Origin of the sequence: Massilia rubra, from assembly GCF_011682065.1 — a bacterium.
In the GTDB taxonomy this organism is placed as follows: Bacteria; Pseudomonadota; Gammaproteobacteria; order Burkholderiales; family Burkholderiaceae_D; genus Telluria_A; species Telluria_A rubra.
This window is the reverse complement of record NZ_VUYU01000004.1, coordinates 194,349-210,709: the sequence shown is the minus strand read 5'-3', so window position 1 is coordinate 210,709 and position 16,361 is coordinate 194,349. Positions and strand designations below refer to the sequence as shown.

Sequence of the window (16,361 nt, the reverse complement as noted above, 5' to 3'; positions counted from 1 at the left end):
CGTACCCGGCCGACGATGGCGATGCAGGCACACTGAGAGCGATGAGATGACACTGGCGACCGATCAGAACAGCGGCGCCCGGCCCTTGTCCGGGGTGGCGGTGGCGCTCGAAGGTATCCGCGAACTCGTGCTGGACCATTGGGCCATGCTGGTGCGCCGCAATATACGCGGTGCCCGGGCGCTGCTCACGCCCATCCTGATCAACACCCTTCCCTCTTTCTACGCCAACCTGGTGCAGGCGCTCACGCCCGGCTACCCGCGCGACGACGCCACCAGCCACAGCAGCGCGGCGACCGCGCACGGCGGCGAGCGCGCCCGCATGACCGACTATGGCGCCGAACAACTGATCCATGAATACCAGCTGTTCCAGGAGGCGCTGCGCGATGTCAGTGCCGCGCAGGGCGTAGCCATCAGCGGCGCCGAATGGATCATCATCGAACGCTCCGTCTACGCCGCCATCCGTGAAGCGGTGCGCGCGTTCACCGCGATCCATGAAGAGCTGCGCCACAAAGTGGCGGCCGCGCTGTCGCACGACATGCGCACCCCGCTGGCGGTGATCGCCAACGGCGCGCAGTTGATCGAGGTCGCCGGTGACCTGGCGCAGGCCAGGCGCCTCGGCCAAAAAATCGGCGCCAACGCGCTTCGCCTCGACAGCATGGTCGACGAAGTGCTCGACGCTCTCACGGCGCCCAACGGCGCGCGCCTCCCGCTGCGCCTGAGCCGGTTCGACATGCGCGAACTGATCGAGCAGGTGCGGCGCGAGTTCGCCGACCGCTACCCTTCCGCGCTGGAAGTGGCCGCGCCGCGCGTCACCGGCTGGTGGTGCCGCGAAACGCTGCGCCGGGCGCTGGAAAACCTGGTGTCGAACGCGATCAAATACGGCGATGGCGGCGCGATCCGCATCGAATTGACCGAAGCGCACGGCAATATCGTCCTCACGGTGCACAACACCGGCAATCCGCTCGACGAGGAGCAGCGCGGCCGCATTTTCGATTATCTGCGGCGCGAGCGGCAAGTGCAGGCGCCGGGCTGGGGCATCGGCCTGCCGTTCGTCAAGCAGGCCGCCGAAAGCCATGGCGGCAGCGTGTCCGTGGACAGCTCGGCGGCCACCGGCACCACCTTCCTGATCGATGTGCCGGTCGACTGCCGTCCGTATGTCGACGCCGGCAGCCGCGCGGCCCCGCAAGATACGCCGGCGCTGCCCGCGGCCGGGCACCATCCCGTGCCCAAATAGGCGTGCCAAACCTACAATGTTAGTATGGCGTTAAAATTGCAGCCGTCTTACAGGCACGCGTTGCGCGCTAAGACCGGCGCTGTTTGATCAGGGGTGTCATCGCTGGGTTCATCACTATTCACGCCGGAAAACGCATGCCGCACACATCGACGCTCGTCCCACCCTGGCTTGGTGCCGGCCCGCTCATCGAACTGTCCCCCAGCCTGGCCGGCGCCGCGCTGCCCTCGCGCCGCTTTCCCGGAGCGCCCCCGCCGCGCGACGCCGGCGTCGCCTGGGCCACCTACATCGCCCTGGCGCGCCGAAAATGCGATTTCATGTCGACCTGGGCCGAGCACCCCGAAGCGGCCGATCGCGTGGCGCGAGACGTACGCGAAGGCTCGCCCGAATCCGACGTGGTCCTGCTGGCCGGGCAAACCGTGTTCGAAAGCGACCTTCAACGCGCGCAAGGATCGCCTTTCATCGACTTCCTGGTCGCCTCCAAAGGGCTGCCGTATACGCTGCAGATCTTGCTGGAGCTGGAAAAGTTCTGGGTGTACTCGTTCATGGGCAGCGTCAGCCTGTACACATGCGATGGCGACGGCAAGCGCCTGTCCACCATGCACGCCGCCTTCTGCGCCACCGAACTGGCCCTGCGCGCCCACCTCGCCGTCGCCGACGCCGCCGTCTATGCGCAGTGCGTGCAGATGATCCGAAGCGCCGTGCCGACGCTGCATCCATGCCGCCAGCCGCTGCTCGGGGTGCTGCTGCCGGACGAGCCGGCGCTGTCCGACCAACTGGCGCTGCTGCCGGCCATCCTGGCGCATGATCAAAGCGCGGCCTGGCTGCGCCTGACCGCGACCGCGCCGGCCAGCCTGGCCGCCTTGAGCGGCTTGACTGCGCGCGAAGGCCACTGGCACCAGATGTACCACGCCACCCCGGCCGCCGTGGCCAGCGCGGTGCGCGAACGCGGCGTGGACGCGGTCGCGCTGCTGCAAGACGGCGCGGCCATCGCGGCGGCCGGGCGCGCACTGGCCTGCATCGGCACCCCCGCCTCGATGCGCGCCATGGCGCTCGCCTGCGACGTCAACAAGGACGCGGCGGTGCGTTTCTCGAAAGCGGCGCAGCGCTGGCCGCTGGCCGCCATCGCCGCGCTCAGTGAACTGGTCGCCGCCGACGGCGCCGGCCCGGCGTCGGCGCGCACGGTGTTCACCGCCCTGGCGCACACGCACGCACGCTCGCTGCCCGATTTCACGCCGTGGATATCGATTGAGGCGGCGCGCGTGCTGGCGCAGATCGGCGCGCACGCCGCAACCGGCACGCCGGCCGATGATGCCGGCACGGCGGACCTGCCGCCGGTGCTGGCCTCGCCGCCCTGGAACGCGGCGCCGAAAAAAGCGACGGCGCCGCTGCTGCTCGACGCGCTCGCGCTGGCGCCTGTGGAACGCTGGAGCGCAGCCGAACGCGCGGCCATGGCCCACATTCCCGTTCCCCGATACGCCCCGGCCGACGTGCTGCGCGACCCGGTCATGGCGGTCAAACACCTGGGAATCCAAACGTCGCCTTTTACCACGCAGGCCGCGCAGGCGGTCATGAAGGCCGACGCGGACGCGTTCATGGCGATCTGGGAGGCCCACCGCGGCGCCGATGCGTGGATCAGCGGCTGGATGCTCGCCAGCCTGCCGGAACCGATGAATGAACAGGTCTGGAACGCCTTGGACGGCTTCGAGGTGAGCGAAGCGCAGTGCGTGATAGGCACCCTGGGCCTGCGCGGCTTGCCCAACCTGGTCACGATGTGCGAACGCCGCCCCGCCCAGGAACTGCGGCACGCCCGCTATTTCGGCGCGGTGGAACTGGCGGCGCCGATGGCGCGCGCCTGCGCCACGCTCAAACCCGGCGCGCCGCGCAGCGCCGCGCGCGACTGGCTGCTGGCCAATCCCGAGCACGCGGCCTGCGCCCTGATCGCGCCGGCGCTGGGCAAACCCGGTGCGGCCCGCGACCAGGCGCGCGCCGCCCTGCTCCTGATCGCCGGCGCCGGCCACGCGCCCTTGCTGATGCAGGTCGCGGCCCGCTATGAGCGAGCGAAGGTGGAAGCGGCCTTGCGCGCCCTGCTGGAGCAGGACCCGCTCGATCGTCATCCGGCAAAAATCGCCAAGCTGCCCGACTTCTGGCTGCCGCAATCCTGGACCCGGCCGCGCCTTGCCGCCAGCGGCCGGCCGCTCCCGGTCGCGAGCCTGGAGTATATCGGCGTCATGCTGCGCTTCCCGCACGCCGACGGCGTGTACGCGGGCGTGGACCAGCTGCGCCAAGCCTGCAGCGGCGAATCGCTGGCCGCCTTTGCCTGGGACGCCTTTCGCGCCTGGACCGATGCCGGCTCGGAATCGCGCGAGGGCTGGATTTTCAGCGCGCTCGGCCTGGTCGGCAACGACGACACCGCGCGCAAGCTGGCGCCGCTGATCCGCGCCTGGCCGGGTGAAGGCCAGCACGCGCGCGCCGTCACCGGCCTCGACGTGCTGGCCCGGATCGGCAGCGACACCGCGCTGGTCCTCCTTAACGGCATCGCCCAAAAGGTCAAGTTCAAGGCCCTGCAAGAGCGCGCGCGCGAAAAAATCGCCGAGGTCGCCGCCGCGCGCGGCTTGACCAGCGAAGAGCTGGAAGACCGCCTGGCGCCGGACCTGGGCCTGGACGCGCAAGGCACGCTGCGGCTCGATTTCGGGCCACGCGCATTCCTGGTCGGCTTTGACGAGGCGCTCAAGCCCTGCGTGCGCGACGCCGATGGCAAGCGCCTGCCCGACCTGCCCAAGCCGAACAAGGGCGACGACGCGGCCCTGGCCGATGCCGCCGTGGCGCGCTTCAAGCTCCTGAAAAAGGATGCGCGCACCATCGCCGCGCAACAGGTGCAACGCCTGGAAGTGGCGATGTGCACGCGCCGGCGCTGGGACGCGCAGGTGTTCCACACCTTCCTGGCGGGCCATCCGCTGCTGCGCCACCTGGTGCAGCGCATCGTCTGGGGCGCCTGGGAGGCCGCTGGTCCCCGCCTGCTCGGATGCTTCCGCGTCGCCCCCGACGGCGCCCTGACCGACGCCGCCGACGACGCGTATGCGCTGCCGCCCGGCGCGCTCATCGGCATCCCGCATGCGCTCGACCTGCCGGCGGCAGACGCCGCCACCTTCGGCGCCCTGCTGGCCGACTACGAACTGACCCAGCCCTTCGCCCAGATCGGGCGCGACACCTACACCCTGAGCGACGCTGAAAAAACGTCCGACCGCCTGCTGCGCTGGAACGGCGCGGCCGTGCCCACAGGGCGGGTGCTGGGCCTGGCCGACAAAGGCTGGCGGCGCGGCACGCCGGAAGGAGGCGGCGTCATCGCCAACGTCTTCAAGTTCGTCGCGCCCGGGCGCATTGCGGTACTGTGGCTCGAACCGGGCATCCACGCCGACGCGACCGACAGCGCCGCCGAACAACGGCTGTGCGAGCTGGTCACCGGCGAGGGCGACAAGTGGGGCTCGGTCGGCACGGCCGAAGCGCTGTCCGCGCTCGACCCGATCGCGGCCAGCGAACTGATTCGCGATATGCAGGCCTTATGCGCATGAACACCACCACCTTTTTCGGAGCATCACCATGCTGATTCACGCCAGCAGACTAGCCCTGATCAGCATTGGCATCGCGCTGCTGACCTTCGTCCTATTCGTGATGACATGGACTGAGTCGCTTTGGTTCAGCTGCGGCAATTTCATGCTCGATTGCGTCAGCGACGCAGCCACCGCCCTGGTGATCGGCTGCGGCATCGGCATGTTCGTCGCCATGGCCTCATTCAGCGAGCCCGATACCCTCCCCGGGCTGAAGTGGGTGAGCTTTGTGTTAAACGCAGTGCCGATGTTCCTCGGCGCCGCGTTCTGGGTTCTTCTCACCGGGTGAGCCGGGTAGCGCCATCATGACGTCCGAAAAATTGCGCATCAAGCTGCTCGAGCGCCGCGTGCGGCAGTTCGCCGCCGCGCTCGACGGGCTTGGCGATGTGCGCATCACCATGCCCGCGCCGGGTGACTTCCTGCGTCATCGGCAGGCGCTTGCGCAGGCGAACGCGCTTGACGCGCCGGCGCTGCGGCGCTGGCCTCATCCGGTCGACCGCGCTGCCGTCCTCGACCTTGTCTGTGCCGGCATCGCCAGCGCCGGCCCCGAGGTTCACATCCCTTGCGAGCAGCCCTTCCACATCGTGGCGCGCATTGACGATTGCCGCGCCTTCGTCAGCAGCATCTGGCGCATGGAAGCGACGCTCGACCTGAGCTTGTACTTCACCTCGCCCGCCGCTGTCATTGCGCTGCACGATCTCGAATACGCACTGGCGTACGTCGTCACAGCGCTGGGGCAGGAGCCGCTCCACGATTCTTAACAGGGCGCAATCGGCCCTGAATACGCCTCATGCTCGATGTCGTTAACCACAGTGACAGGAGCGCGATATGAGCAGCACCACCAACATCCAACGCCGCATGCTGCTGCAAGCGGCCGCCTGCCTCGCCGCGGCAGGCCAGCCCGGCGCAAGCAGCGCCGCCGCAGCGCCAGCGGCGGCAACCGGCAAGCCGGGCGACTTCGATTTTTTGTCGGGCGAGTGGAAAATCCGGCACAGGCAGTTCAAGGACACGCAGTGGGATGCATTCGAGGGCGAGGCCAGCGTGAGCAGCCTGCTGGGCGGCCTGGCCAGCGTCGAGGAACTACGCATCCCGTCACGCAACTTCAGCGGCATGGGACTGCGCATTCTCGATGTCAAGCAAGGGCGCTGGGCCGACTACTGGTGCAACCGCAAGAACGGCGTGCTCAATCCGGCAAGCTGGGGTGGGTTCAAAGACGGCGTGGGCACCTGGGACGCGGCCGATGTGGAAGACGACCAGGCGGTCATCGTGCGCGGCGTCTGGGACCGCATCGGCCCCGCGTCGTGCCGTTGGCGCCAGGCGGTGTCGCACGACGGCGGCCGCAGCTGGGCGGAAAACTGGATCATGGACTGGCAACGCGCCAGTTGATCAGACCCGCCGAACGATACGACTTGTGCGTCCCCTCGCGTATCCCGAGGACGTGCAGCCGAGCGCGGCCAGCTGATGGCGCCATCCGCCGACCTGTAAAATTGCGGCATCAAAATTTTTCAGACCGCGCCCATGAGCACCATCACACCCTGTCAACCACCCCACCGCGCGCCCAGGCGTACTACGGAGCGATGCTGATCGATGACAACGGCCCCGGCTCGGTGGAACAAGGTGTGGCCTTGCTGCGCATGGCGGCGGCACAAGACGACCCGTCGGGACAATCGTATCTTGCGCGCTGCTACGAAACCGGACGCGGTGTGGCGCGCGACGACGGCCAGGCGCGGGCGCTGTTCGAAAAGGCCGCGCTGCGCGGCGACAAGCCTGCGCAGCGCAGCATGGCCAACATCTACGAACGCGGCATCGGCGTGGCGGCCGATCCGGTCAGGGCTGAGGAGTGGCGCAAAGCGGCCGGGATTCCAGTTCCCCGGCCACGCTGAGCGCCACGGTGGCGGCGCACGGGTTTCGTGCATCTCCCGCTTGCTTACTTGCACATGGCGGACACGGTATAGCTGGTTGCATACATCCGCGACTTGATTTCCCTGACGTCCAATTTGCACGACGTAATGGCCGGCGCCAGCTTTTCCCACCGCTCGACGTCGCCAGCGCCCCAGGAACCACCGCCGTATCTGCACACCAGCCAGTTTTCGTGCTGCGGATTAAAACGGTATTCGGTGTACCAGCCGCCCTTGACCTTAATCGGCTCATCCGGCACCGCAAACTGTCTGCCGAACTGTCTACCGAAATACATGTACGCAAAGGAGAGATGGCCGCGTTTCAGCCGCCCGATGCCGTTCGGATCTGACGGGCTGTTCGCCAGCGCCGCTTCGGCCATCGGATAGATCGTGGGGCATGCAAGCACCTGCGCCTGCGCAGCCGGGGCCAGAACAAACGCTGCCACGAGCACGGACGATCCCGCTGCGTGCCAGGCTGGACTGGCCGGGCTGGCATCGGTCCTGCACACCGCCCCGGTCAGATGTCGCCTCGACGGCCTGCGCGGCCGACCACAGGATCATCACTGTCAGCTGACAGCGTTGTCACTGCACCTCCACCACGTAAAATTCCGTGGCTTCGTTCGATGCCTCCGCCCGTTTCGGATTGGCTTTTTTTTCCGCAGCTGTCCAGGAGCTTACGCGACGCATGCCCGGTGCTTTGTTTGTCCACTGATCAACCATGACAATCGCAGTAGGCTTGCCTTTGGCATCTTTCTCAACGTCGGCGAAACCATAAAATAGTGCGGCATGCCACCCTTTTTCGTTAGGAAACCGCCATTTGTTATTCACGAGCTTGAAGTTGGCAATGACCGTGCCAGGCGGCAGGGTAGTCAAATCGAGCACCCTGGCCCCGCGTTGCCATCTGCTTGTATGTCCAACATTGGTATATTCTTGAGGCAGGCGCACGCACTGCCCATTTCCAATCTTTTTCGTGTCCGTGCGCTCCCATTCCGCCATCAGGTCATCCAGGTTGTCACGATAAACGACGGGGTGAGGCATTGCGACCTCCCCTTACGCGCAGCGGTTCGCTGCGCAATCCCAGCCGCCGGCGGAGTTGCCTTCTGGTCCACCCTTGATGCCCTGGCGGGTGTACTTCCATTTCATCTTGGAATACGCCAGATGCACGTATTCAATCACGATGCCACTGTCGCCGCTATCGGGCGTCACGCTCGACACGATCACGTTTTCCAGATCCACGGTGTAATAATTAACCGGCTTGCCATCGCCATCGGCGCGCATGAACTGGAACGACGCTTTGGGAATGGTCTTGCCCATGGCGCAATGCTGCTGCAGGATCGGGGATGCCATGTCAGCGAGCTTCTTGAAAGACAGGTCCGACAGTTCCGCCCTGCCGGTGGTCATCCCGCCGGCCGTCGACGCTGTCGATGCGCCCGGCTGGAACACGCTCCAGGTCACGCGCGATACTTCGATCCAGTCCTTATGGCCCGCATCCGTGGATTCGCCTTTGATACCGTCGAGTTGCATGTAGACATCTGTTGCCATGTTGACTCCAAAAATATTAACTAATCAGTATTATCGCTGCAACGCGACAGTATTGCTAATAAATTAATGTTAAATCGCAGACTTCGGGTTGATACAATTCCAGCCATCCGAGGCCGGTGGCGGTAAGCTGATTCGATCCGGACCGCATCAGGATGATTACTTGCAGCTGGCCCAGGCCTTCCAGACAGTTTGGCTGCGCGGCTTCCTGGTCTGCGTGACGTGCAATACACACGAGCTCAGCTTGCTGTCGATCCGTTGCCAACGCTCCAGGCTGCCATCGCCCCACGTCTGGCCACCATACACGCACACCAGCCAGTTATCCGTATCCGCAACGACGCCGAATTCGGTTTGCCACCCACCGTTGACCTTCCTGGAGGCAGGCGGAACCATTGTCTGCGCGCTGTACAGATCGCCATCGTGAATATATGTATAGCTCAGATGCGCCGGTTTCAGCAGTCCGTGCCCTTCCGGATCGGACGAATCGGGCGGCAGCGTCAGCGTCTTGCTCCGATAGAAGTCAGGACACGTCACCTCGACGGCCTGTGCTGCCGAGGACAGGAAAATCGCTGCCAGCAAAAGCGCTTTCACGGCGCCGCGATTTGAAGATAAAGATTGCATGATGATGTTAACTCCCAAAAGCTGGACTGGATAATATTATCGCGGCAACATCATGCGATTGCCAATGAATGTCGACGCTAAAAGCCCGACATGTCGTCAATGCTGAGGTAACATCGTAGGCCTGCGGAAAATCAACGTCATTCCTGAGGCACACCATGAACGTTTTTTCGGACTACCTGGCACAGATGGACGAGCCGTCCCAGCGCGCGCGAACCAGCGAGGTGCTCGATTGGGTCGGCCAGACATTCCCCGCGCTCGAACGCAGGATTGCCTGGAACCAGCCCATGTTCACCGATCACGGCACCTTTATCGTTGGCTTCAGCACGGCCCGCCATCATCTGGCGGTCGCCCCCGAAGCGGCCGCCATTGCGCACTTCTCCGGCCAGATCAAGCAGGCCGGCTACCAGCACACCAAACTGTTGATCCGCATTCCCTGGCGCGCCGACGTCGACTTTTCCCTGCTCGGGAAAATCATCGGCTTCAATATCGCCGACAAAGCCGACTGTGCGACCTTCTGGCGCAAGCAGGCCAAGCCCGGCGCAGCCGCCAAGAGCCAAGGCTAGCGCGCCAGCGCCATGCGGATATGCGCGATCTTGTCCAGCACCGCCGGGCGCGTTTCGTGCGCGCGCGCCACCACCTGCACGTCGATCGACAACAAGCGGGCCACAGCGGGCGGCAGCGCGCGGTAAGCCACGCCAAGGCGCGAGGTCGCCCGCATCGATTGCGGGCACAGCGCCACGCCCTCGCCCGCCGCCACCGCGGCCAGCAACAGCGTGAAGTCTTTCGGTTCGGGCCGGCGCGGGGCCGCATAGCCGAGGCGCCTGAAAGCGCGCTCGCACTTGTCGTAAAAAGCCGGATTGTCGGCGCGCGCGAACCAGAACAGCGGCAAGTCGACGACGTCGGCCAGGTCGACCTGCGCGTTTGCCGCCGCCGGATGCGTCTCGGGCAAGACCAGGATCATCGGTTCGCAAGCGAGCGGCTCGACCGCCAGGTCCGCCCCCGAAGCGGCAATATCGCCGACGATCGCCAGATCGAGCGCGCCGCTGCTCACGCGCTCGGCCAGCTGGCGCGACCATGCCCGTTCCAACGCCCGCCCGCCGGTAAAGGCCGCATCGCTGACGAGCGCATGCAAGGCCGGCATCAGCGCGTGGTTGATCACGCTGGTCAGGCCCATGCGTACCGCATCGGCGTCGTCGCAGCTCGCCCGCACGCCGCCAACGGCGGCATTGAGCGCCAGCAGCAGCTTGTGCGCCTCTTTCCTGAACGCGACGCCGGCCGGGGTCAGGCTCACGCGCTGCGTGTCGCGCTCGATCAGGCGCACCCGCAGCATCTCTTCCAGGCCCTGGATCTGGCGCGACAGCGGCGGCTGCGACATGTTCATCAGCTCGGCGGCGCGACGGAAATTGAGCTCTTGCGCCACCGCCAGGAAGCACTGCAAGGCCCTGGTGCTGGGTAAATGTTTCGACAGCATCAGCATAAGTAGGCTCCGGAACCGGTTTTCGCGAGGATGCGGCGCAACAGGGACAGGCGCATGGTCCATTATCCCATCCTTGCGCATCGCCTGCCGGGCCGGTTTAGACTGCGCAAACCGATCATATTGCTGTTATCGAGGACGCGGCATGGTCTAGCCTAAAAGGAAACTACTGCCCAAGGATTTCGAGGCGATGCTCGACAAGGGCGACCTCGATGAACTGAAAGCCGTGTTCGACACGCGCCTGATCGACGCCCGTGGCGGCGACGACAAGCGCAGCGCGCTGGCCTTCGACCTGTGCCCGGACCCGCTGGCGCGCTGGCTGCTTGCGCAAGGGGCCGATCTGTACGCGACCAACACCTCCGGCGACACGCCCCTGCACCTGCGCGCATGCAGCTGGCGCGGCCGCATCGAGGTATTGCTGGAACTGGGCGCGGACGTCAACCGCCCCAGCGCGTCCGGCGCCACGCCGCTGCACGATGCCGCGCGCTGCCATCGCGCCGGGAGCACCGGCGTGCTGCTCGCGCATGGGGCGCGCTTCGACGCCGTCGACGCACAGGGCCTGACGCCGCTGGAACTGGCGCTCAAGACCTGCCACAACGCGCAGCTGACTGAGATGATCGTCATCGCCACGGACCTGCTGGCGGCCGGCGCCCACGTCACCGCGCCGATGAAGGACCATGTGAGGATGATCGGCACGCGGTTCGAGCAATCCCGCGCCGTCTTCAGCGCGGAGCATGTCGCCGCCGCCAGCGCCGCGCTCGACGCGCTGTACGCGCTGTTCGAGGTGGCGCCACCGCGCTAGCGGGCGCCCGTCAGCGCGCCGATCAGGGCGCGCGCCGCCGCCGACGGGCGCCGGTGAGCGGCATACATCGCCGAAAACGCGCGCGTGCGCCCGCGCATGGCGGGCAGCAGCTCCACCAGTTCGCCCCGCTCGATGCGTTCGCGCACGATGAAGTCGTAGCTCTGGCACACACCCAGCCCATGCGCGGCCAGCGACACCACGCCGAGCACATCGTCGGAGACGGTCAAGCGCGCCGCCGGCGACCAGTCCACATCGCCGCCCGCATCGCGCAGCAGCCAGGGCGAGACGCGCCCGGTGCTGGGCATGACGAAGCAGATGCAGGCGTGCCGCTGCAACTCGTCGAACGAGGCCGGCGTGCCCGCGCGTTGCAGGTAAGCGGGCGAAGCCACCAGGCACAGTTGGGCGTCTTCCAGCTTGCGCGCCACCATGCCGCTGTCGGGCAACTCGCCCAGGCGCACCGCCACGTCAAACCCCTCCGCCACGAGGTCCACGTTGCGGTTGGCAATGTTGAGCTCCACCCGCACCAGCGGATACTGCCGCGCAAAGGCGTCGAGCAAGGCCGGCAGGCGGTAATGGCCGTACGTGGTCGGCACGCTCAGCCGCACCCGGCCCGCCACCTCGTCGGCCTGGCCCAAAATGGCGCGTTCGGCCTCGTCGATCAGCGCGAACGCGGCCAGCGACTGCTCCAGGTATAACTGGCCGGCATCGGTGATGCTCAGGCTGCGCGTGGTGCGGCGCAACAACTGGCTGCCGAGGCGCTGCTCCAGCCGGACCAAAGCGCGGCTGACGACTGACGCCGTGGTCGCCAGGGTGACTGCCGCCGCCGTCAGCGAACCGTGCTCGGCCACCGCCAGGAAAATCTCCACATCACCCAAATGGCCGTAACGTCGCGCCATTTTTGCCTTTCAAGAACTAATCATTGACTCTATAGGTAGTTTATCTCTTTTCAAGGCGCGAATATAGTCTTGCCTACGCTAACTACCGAAGGAAACCGACCATGAACCACCTCAAACCCCTCCTCGCCGCCATGCTGCTCACCCTGGCAGGCGCCAGCCAGGCCGCCAATGTGCTGGTCGTGTTGTCCGACGCCAACCACCTTGAGCTGAAGGATGGCAAAAGCTACCCGACCGGCTTTTACCTCAACGAACTGGCCCAGCCGCTCAAGCTCCTGCTCGACGCCGGCCATGACGTCACCTTTGCCACGCCCACAGGACAGGCTCCGACGCTCGACACCACCTCGCTCGACGTCATGTACTTCGGCGGCGATGCGGGCAAGCTCAAGCAGCATCAGGACTTGGTCGCCAAACTCGAGATCACCTCGCAGCAGCGCTCGCCGGTGATCAGCCTGGCACGGGTCGAGCAGATCGGCTATGCGCGTTACGACGCCGTCTACATTCCGGGCGGGCACGCGCCTATGCAAGACCTGATCCGCAGCGCCGCGCTCGGACGCCTGCTGGCCCACTTCCAGCAAGCCGGCAAGACGACCGCGCTGGTGTGCCACGGCCCGGCAGCGCTGCTGTCGGCACTCAGCCAGCCGGAGGCCAGCATCGCCCGCATGGAGCAAGGCGGCAAGGCCACCCCGCCGGGCTGGATCTACGCGGGTTACCGCATGACCGTGATCAGCAACCAGGAAGAAGGCCTGGCGCAAGGTTCGCTCAAGGGCGGCGTCATGAAACTGCTGCCGCAGACGGCGCTGGAAACGGCCGGCGCCCGCTACAGCAGCAATGCCACGCCATGGACCAGCTACGTGGTCACGGACCGGGAATTGATCACGGGCCAGAATCCGGCGTCCGCCCTGCAAGTCGGGCAAGCACTGCTCGATCGCCTGACGAAATAGCACCTCGCCGGCCCTTCTAAGCTTATGTGAAATGCGTCGTTCTGTTAACGCCGGGCACAATTTATAGTGGCAGCCCGTTCGGCCGCAGTGCCGGCGCCCCATCACTGAGGAGTCAACAGAATGAAGCAACACGGTTATCAAAGCGCCCCCCAGGCTCTGCGTCTCAGCATCCTGGCCATGTCGATGGCGTCGCTGTGGGTTCCGGCCATGGCCCAGACCGGCGACACCGGCGCCGGCGCCGAGACGCCGCCGCCGGCCGTGGTGGTGACCGGCACCCGCGTATCGAACCGTTCCGTGCTCGATACGGCCTCGCCGGTCGATGTGGTGTCGGCCGACCTGATCAACAACAATGGCGTGACCGAAGTCAGCCAGGCATTGTCGGCCGCCCTGCCGGCGCTGAACTTCCCCCGTCCGGGCCTGACCGACGGCACCGACACCGTGCGCCCGGTTACCCTGCGCGGGCTGGCGCCGGACCAGGCCCTGGTGCTGGTCAACTCCAAGCGCCGCCATGCGTCGGCGCTGGTCAACGTCAACGGCACCGTGGGGCGCGGTTCGGCCTCGGCCGACCTGAACACCATCCCGGCGGGCATCATCCAGACGGTGGAAGTGCTGCGTGACGGCGCCGCCGCCCAGTACGGCTCGGACGCGATTGCCGGCGTGATCAACTTCCGCCTGCGCGAAAACCGCAGCGGCGGGGAATTTGGCGTGAGCACCGGCGCGCGCATCTCGGAATACGACTACAACACCGGCGCCGTGCCGGCCGGGCTGGCGCTCGACGTGCCGAACAAGCGCAAGCGCACCGACGGCCAGACCACCACCGTCAGCGGCTGGAAAGGCTTTACCCTGGGCGAGGACGGCTTCCTGACCGTGGCGGCCGAATACAAGAAGCAATCGCATACCGAGCGCAGCGCTTACGACGTGCGCCAGCAGTATCCCCTTATCAACGGCAAGTTCGACCCGCGCGAGCAAACCATCAACCGTTACAACACCTGGGGCGGCGAGCCGGAACTGACCCAATCGACCATCTTCGCCAACGCCGGCATTCCTTTATCGGGCGAGGCCAAACTGTACGGCTCGGCCAGCTACCAGAAACGCGATTCGAGCGCCGCCGGCTTCTTCCGCCGTCCGCTGCAAGATGAAAACATCGCCTCGCTCTATCCGGACGGCTACCTGCCCGTCATTGCGCCGACGGTGGACGACTTCAGCGCCACCGGCGGGCTGGCCTGGAGCGCGCAGGGCTGGGACTTCGACGCCTCGATCGGTTTCGGCCGCAACAAAATGGCGTTCACGGTCGAAAACTCGCTCAACCGCTCGCTCGGCGCGACCAGCAAGACCGCATTCGACGCCGGCGGTTTTGCCTACGACCAGTTGACCCTGAATTTTTCGGCCGTCAAACCAGTCAGCGTGGCCATCTTGCCGGCGCCGCTGAACGTGGCCGTGGGCGCCGAAGCGCGCCGCGAAAACTATGAACTGTGGGCCGGCGAGCCCGATTCTTACCGTTACGGCGGCGTGACCCTGGCCGACGGCCGTCCGAGCGCGGCCGGCTCGCAAGTATTCCCCGGCTACACCCCGGCCAACGCCATCGACAGCGGGCGTCATTCGATCGGCGCCTTCCTCGACCTGGAAACCAAGCTGACGCCAGAGTTGCTGACCTCGCTGGCGGTGCGGGCCGAGCGCTATTCCGACTTCGGCAGCAACGTCACCGGCAAGCTGGCCACGCGCTACGATTTCACGCCGGCGTTCGGCCTGCGCGGCTCGCTGCAAAACGGCTTCCGCGCGCCTTCTCCGCAGCAGCAGTTCTACACATCGACCGCGATGACCTTCATCGACGGCGCGGCGCTCAATATCGCCACCTTCCGTCCCGACGACCCGGTGGCCGTCGCGCTCGGCGCCAAGCCGCTGGAAGCGGAAAAATCGGTCAATCTGGCGCTTGGCGCGGTGGCCCGCATCGGCCCGGTGAGCCTGACCGTCGACGCCTACCGCATCAAGATCCGCGACCGCATCGTGCTCAGTGAAAACCTGACGCAAGCGAACGTGCGCCAGTTCCTCAGCGCCAATGGCTACAGCGGCGTGGGCGGGAGCCGCTTCTTCATCAACGGCGTGAACTCGACCACCACGGGTGTCGACGTGGTGGCCAACTGGCCGTTGCGCAGCACTGCGGGCCAGATCGACCTGACCCTGGCGGGCAACTTCAACACCACCGAAGTGACGCGCGTGCCGGTCACGGAGCAGCTCGCGGCGCTGAGCCCGGCGCCATCCCTGTTCGGGCGCGCCAACGTGCTCGGTATCGAAGAAGGCCAGCCGAAGAACAAGATCAGCGCCAGCGCGCGCTGGAAGCTGGCGCAATGGGGCGCGACCTTCAACGCCACGCGTTACGGCAAGGTGCTGTCGGCGGGCAGCACGCCAGCGAGCGATTTCTGGCTGACCCCGAAGACCGTGGTCAACCTGGAAGCGCGCTACACGCTGGCCGGCGGGGCGACGCTGGCGCTGGGCGCGGACAACCTGTTCGACGTGTATTCGGACCCGGTGCCGGCCTCGCTCAACACCACGGCGGCGGTGCCGTACGCCAACCGCGCGCCGTTCGGCCGCTCGGGGCGCTTCGTGTACGCACGGGCCAGCTACAAGTTCTGACCAGCAACCCGGTGCTAGGTCTGAGCAACCCGGTGTCAGGTCTGACAAACGGACACGAACTCGAGCAACCCGGTGTCAGGTCTGACAAACGGACACGAACTCGAGCGTAAAGCAAACGACTGGCCATCTTATGCTGAGTTCGTGTCCGAATGTCAGACCTGACACCGGATTTATGCTGAGTTCGTGTCCGAATGTCAGACCTGACACCGGATTTAGACACCGGATTTAGGCAGGATAAGTCTCATCGAAGTGTTTTACGGATGCCTCAATTGCGCTTAACTCCTTCGTGGTCCGGCTTGCGAGCGCGCGGCGCAGTAGCGGAACCGCCTTCGCCACAAGGGCCTGATGTTCGATATAGCCCGAATCGACGGCAATCTCGGTAAGCATCCTACCCAGGATATAGGGATCGACGGTCGTGGCGGCTGCCTCCATATACCGAACCGCATCTGGCGCAGAAATACCGTAAAGAACATCAAACGCGGAGGCCTGATAATACACGTCGCCGATCTCCTCGCGCAGGATCCTCAATGCCACCTCCCGCGCACGCGCTTTATCTAACTTCGCCAGCGCTTGCAGGGCGTCACCACCTTCATCAAAATCCTCGACGACAATTGCCTGCTTCTCCAGCCGGGATAGTTCATTCAATACGGACGCGTCAGTTTTTGTCATTTGTAGAAAGTATCCGGGGAGGCAGCTTGATCCCAGCTGTCCAAGGCTCCG

General features: G+C 65.8%; 17 protein-coding genes. 10 read left to right on the top strand and 7 right to left on the bottom strand.

Annotated elements, in window-relative coordinates:
- Positions 1-46 precede the first annotated feature (46 nt).
- The 6 genes from F0185_RS07715 to F0185_RS07690 all read left to right on the top strand — a co-directional run bounded on the left by F0185_RS07715 (position 47) and on the right by F0185_RS07690 (position 6,722).
- Positions 47-1,234: a sensor histidine kinase gene (locus F0185_RS07715; RefSeq protein ID WP_167223145.1), complete on the top strand. Its 1,188-nt coding sequence runs from the start codon at positions 47-49 to the stop codon at positions 1,232-1,234.
- A gap of 134 nt (positions 1,235-1,368) precedes the next feature.
- Positions 1,369-4,803 carry a DUF4132 domain-containing protein gene (locus F0185_RS07710; RefSeq protein ID WP_167223143.1) on the top strand — a complete coding sequence of 1,145 codons (3,435 nt, stop codon included), beginning with the start codon at positions 1,369-1,371 and terminating at the stop codon, positions 4,801-4,803.
- A 28-nt stretch (positions 4,804-4,831) separates the two neighbouring features.
- Positions 4,832-5,128: a hypothetical protein gene (locus F0185_RS07705; protein WP_167223141.1), complete on the top strand. Its 297-nt coding sequence runs from the start codon at positions 4,832-4,834 to the stop codon at positions 5,126-5,128.
- A 16-nt stretch (positions 5,129-5,144) separates the two neighbouring features.
- Positions 5,145-5,600 carry a hypothetical protein gene (locus tag F0185_RS07700; protein ID WP_167223139.1) on the top strand — a complete coding sequence of 152 codons (456 nt, stop codon included), beginning with the start codon at positions 5,145-5,147 and terminating at the stop codon, positions 5,598-5,600.
- A gap of 67 nt (positions 5,601-5,667) precedes the next feature.
- Positions 5,668-6,225, top strand: a complete 558-nt coding sequence (locus F0185_RS07695; RefSeq protein ID WP_167223137.1) for a hypothetical protein — start codon at positions 5,668-5,670, stop codon at positions 6,223-6,225.
- Positions 6,226-6,416: 191 nt separating this feature from the next.
- Entirely contained in the window at positions 6,417-6,722 is a 306-nt protein-coding gene (locus F0185_RS07690) for a tetratricopeptide repeat protein (protein WP_167223135.1), read from the top strand.
- A gap of 44 nt (positions 6,723-6,766) precedes the next feature.
- Here F0185_RS07690 and F0185_RS07685 read toward each other — a convergent pair whose 3' ends face one another.
- The 4 genes from F0185_RS07685 to F0185_RS07670 all read right to left on the bottom strand — a co-directional run bounded on the left by F0185_RS07685 (position 6,767) and on the right by F0185_RS07670 (position 8,897).
- A complete protein-coding gene (locus F0185_RS07685) occupies positions 6,767-7,189 on the bottom strand; it encodes an STY0301 family protein (protein ID WP_167223133.1) in 423 nt (140 codons plus the stop codon).
- Between the two features lie 130 nt (positions 7,190-7,319).
- Positions 7,320-7,775: a BPSL0067 family protein gene (locus tag F0185_RS07680; RefSeq protein ID WP_167223132.1), complete on the bottom strand. Its 456-nt coding sequence runs from the start codon at positions 7,773-7,775 to the stop codon at positions 7,320-7,322.
- A 12-nt stretch (positions 7,776-7,787) separates the two neighbouring features.
- Positions 7,788-8,279 carry an Hcp family type VI secretion system effector gene (locus tag F0185_RS07675; RefSeq protein WP_166884347.1) on the bottom strand — a complete coding sequence of 164 codons (492 nt, stop codon included), beginning with the start codon at positions 8,277-8,279 and terminating at the stop codon, positions 7,788-7,790.
- A gap of 156 nt (positions 8,280-8,435) precedes the next feature.
- On the bottom strand, positions 8,436-8,897 hold the full coding sequence (locus tag F0185_RS07670; protein WP_167223130.1) for an STY0301 family protein: 462 nt from the start codon (positions 8,895-8,897) through the stop codon (positions 8,436-8,438).
- A gap of 155 nt (positions 8,898-9,052) precedes the next feature.
- On the opposite strand from F0185_RS07670, the gene F0185_RS07665 reads away from it, so the two are divergent.
- Entirely contained in the window at positions 9,053-9,460 is a 408-nt protein-coding gene (locus F0185_RS07665; RefSeq protein WP_167223128.1) for an iron chaperone, read from the top strand.
- Here the strand turns inward: F0185_RS07665 and F0185_RS07660 are convergent.
- On the bottom strand, positions 9,457-10,374 hold the full coding sequence (locus F0185_RS07660) for a LysR family transcriptional regulator (RefSeq protein WP_167223126.1): 918 nt from the start codon (positions 10,372-10,374) through the stop codon (positions 9,457-9,459). The two genes, F0185_RS07665 and F0185_RS07660, sit on opposite strands and share 4 nt — an antisense overlap.
- 187 nt (positions 10,375-10,561) lie before the next feature.
- Here F0185_RS07660 and F0185_RS07655 point away from each other — a divergent pair, with 187 nt between their 5' ends.
- Complete coding sequence (locus F0185_RS07655) at positions 10,562-11,173, top strand: ankyrin repeat domain-containing protein (RefSeq protein WP_167223124.1); 612 nt, start codon at positions 10,562-10,564, stop codon at positions 11,171-11,173.
- On the opposite strand, the gene F0185_RS07650 is transcribed toward F0185_RS07655, so the two are convergent.
- A complete protein-coding gene (locus F0185_RS07650) occupies positions 11,170-12,069 on the bottom strand; it encodes a LysR family transcriptional regulator (protein ID WP_167223122.1) in 900 nt (299 codons plus the stop codon). The two genes, F0185_RS07655 and F0185_RS07650, sit on opposite strands and share 4 nt — an antisense overlap.
- Positions 12,070-12,170: 101 nt before the next feature.
- Between F0185_RS07650 and F0185_RS07645 the strand changes: the two genes are divergently transcribed.
- Together F0185_RS07645 and F0185_RS07640 are read left to right on the top strand one after the other, a co-directional pair.
- Positions 12,171-13,010: a type 1 glutamine amidotransferase domain-containing protein gene (locus F0185_RS07645; protein ID WP_167223120.1), complete on the top strand. Its 840-nt coding sequence runs from the start codon at positions 12,171-12,173 to the stop codon at positions 13,008-13,010.
- A 120-nt stretch (positions 13,011-13,130) separates the two neighbouring features.
- A complete protein-coding gene (locus F0185_RS07640; protein WP_167223118.1) occupies positions 13,131-15,641 on the top strand; it encodes a TonB-dependent receptor plug domain-containing protein in 2,511 nt (836 codons plus the stop codon).
- A gap of 225 nt (positions 15,642-15,866) precedes the next feature.
- Here F0185_RS07640 and F0185_RS07635 read toward each other — a convergent pair whose 3' ends face one another.
- Positions 15,867-16,310, bottom strand: coding sequence for a hypothetical protein (locus tag F0185_RS07635; protein WP_167223116.1), 444 nt, complete (start codon positions 16,308-16,310; stop codon positions 15,867-15,869).
- Between the last annotated feature and the right edge of the window lie 51 nt (positions 16,311-16,361).

What these genes read in the sequence shown, in the direction of transcription:
- F0185_RS07715 (WP_167223145.1), top strand. Translation starts at nt 47, where the DNA reads ATGACACTGGCGACCGATCAGAACAGCGGCGCCCGGCCCTTGTCCGGG.
- F0185_RS07710 (WP_167223143.1), top strand. Translation starts at nt 1,369, where the DNA reads ATGCCGCACACATCGACGCTCGTCCCACCCTGGCTTGGTGCCGGCCCG.
- F0185_RS07705 (WP_167223141.1), top strand. Translation starts at nt 4,832, where the DNA reads ATGCTGATTCACGCCAGCAGACTAGCCCTGATCAGCATTGGCATCGCG.
- F0185_RS07700 (WP_167223139.1), top strand. Translation starts at nt 5,145, where the DNA reads ATGACGTCCGAAAAATTGCGCATCAAGCTGCTCGAGCGCCGCGTGCGG.
- F0185_RS07695 (WP_167223137.1), top strand. Translation starts at nt 5,668, where the DNA reads ATGAGCAGCACCACCAACATCCAACGCCGCATGCTGCTGCAAGCGGCC.
- F0185_RS07690 (WP_167223135.1), top strand. Translation starts at nt 6,417, where the DNA reads ATGCTGATCGATGACAACGGCCCCGGCTCGGTGGAACAAGGTGTGGCC.
- F0185_RS07680 (WP_167223132.1), bottom strand. Translation starts at nt 7,775, where the DNA reads ATGCCTCACCCCGTCGTTTATCGTGACAACCTGGATGACCTGATGGCG.
- F0185_RS07675 (WP_166884347.1), bottom strand. Translation starts at nt 8,279, where the DNA reads ATGGCAACAGATGTCTACATGCAACTCGACGGTATCAAAGGCGAATCC.
- F0185_RS07670 (WP_167223130.1), bottom strand. Translation starts at nt 8,897, where the DNA reads ATGCAATCTTTATCTTCAAATCGCGGCGCCGTGAAAGCGCTTTTGCTG.
- F0185_RS07665 (WP_167223128.1), top strand. Translation starts at nt 9,053, where the DNA reads ATGAACGTTTTTTCGGACTACCTGGCACAGATGGACGAGCCGTCCCAG.
- F0185_RS07660 (WP_167223126.1), bottom strand. Translation starts at nt 10,374, where the DNA reads ATGCTGATGCTGTCGAAACATTTACCCAGCACCAGGGCCTTGCAGTGC.
- F0185_RS07655 (WP_167223124.1), top strand. Translation starts at nt 10,562, where the DNA reads ATGCTCGACAAGGGCGACCTCGATGAACTGAAAGCCGTGTTCGACACG.
- F0185_RS07650 (WP_167223122.1), bottom strand. Translation starts at nt 12,069, where the DNA reads ATGGCGCGACGTTACGGCCATTTGGGTGATGTGGAGATTTTCCTGGCG.
- F0185_RS07645 (WP_167223120.1), top strand. Translation starts at nt 12,171, where the DNA reads ATGAACCACCTCAAACCCCTCCTCGCCGCCATGCTGCTCACCCTGGCA.
- F0185_RS07640 (WP_167223118.1), top strand. Translation starts at nt 13,131, where the DNA reads ATGAAGCAACACGGTTATCAAAGCGCCCCCCAGGCTCTGCGTCTCAGC.
- F0185_RS07635 (WP_167223116.1), bottom strand. Translation starts at nt 16,310, where the DNA reads ATGACAAAAACTGACGCGTCCGTATTGAATGAACTATCCCGGCTGGAG.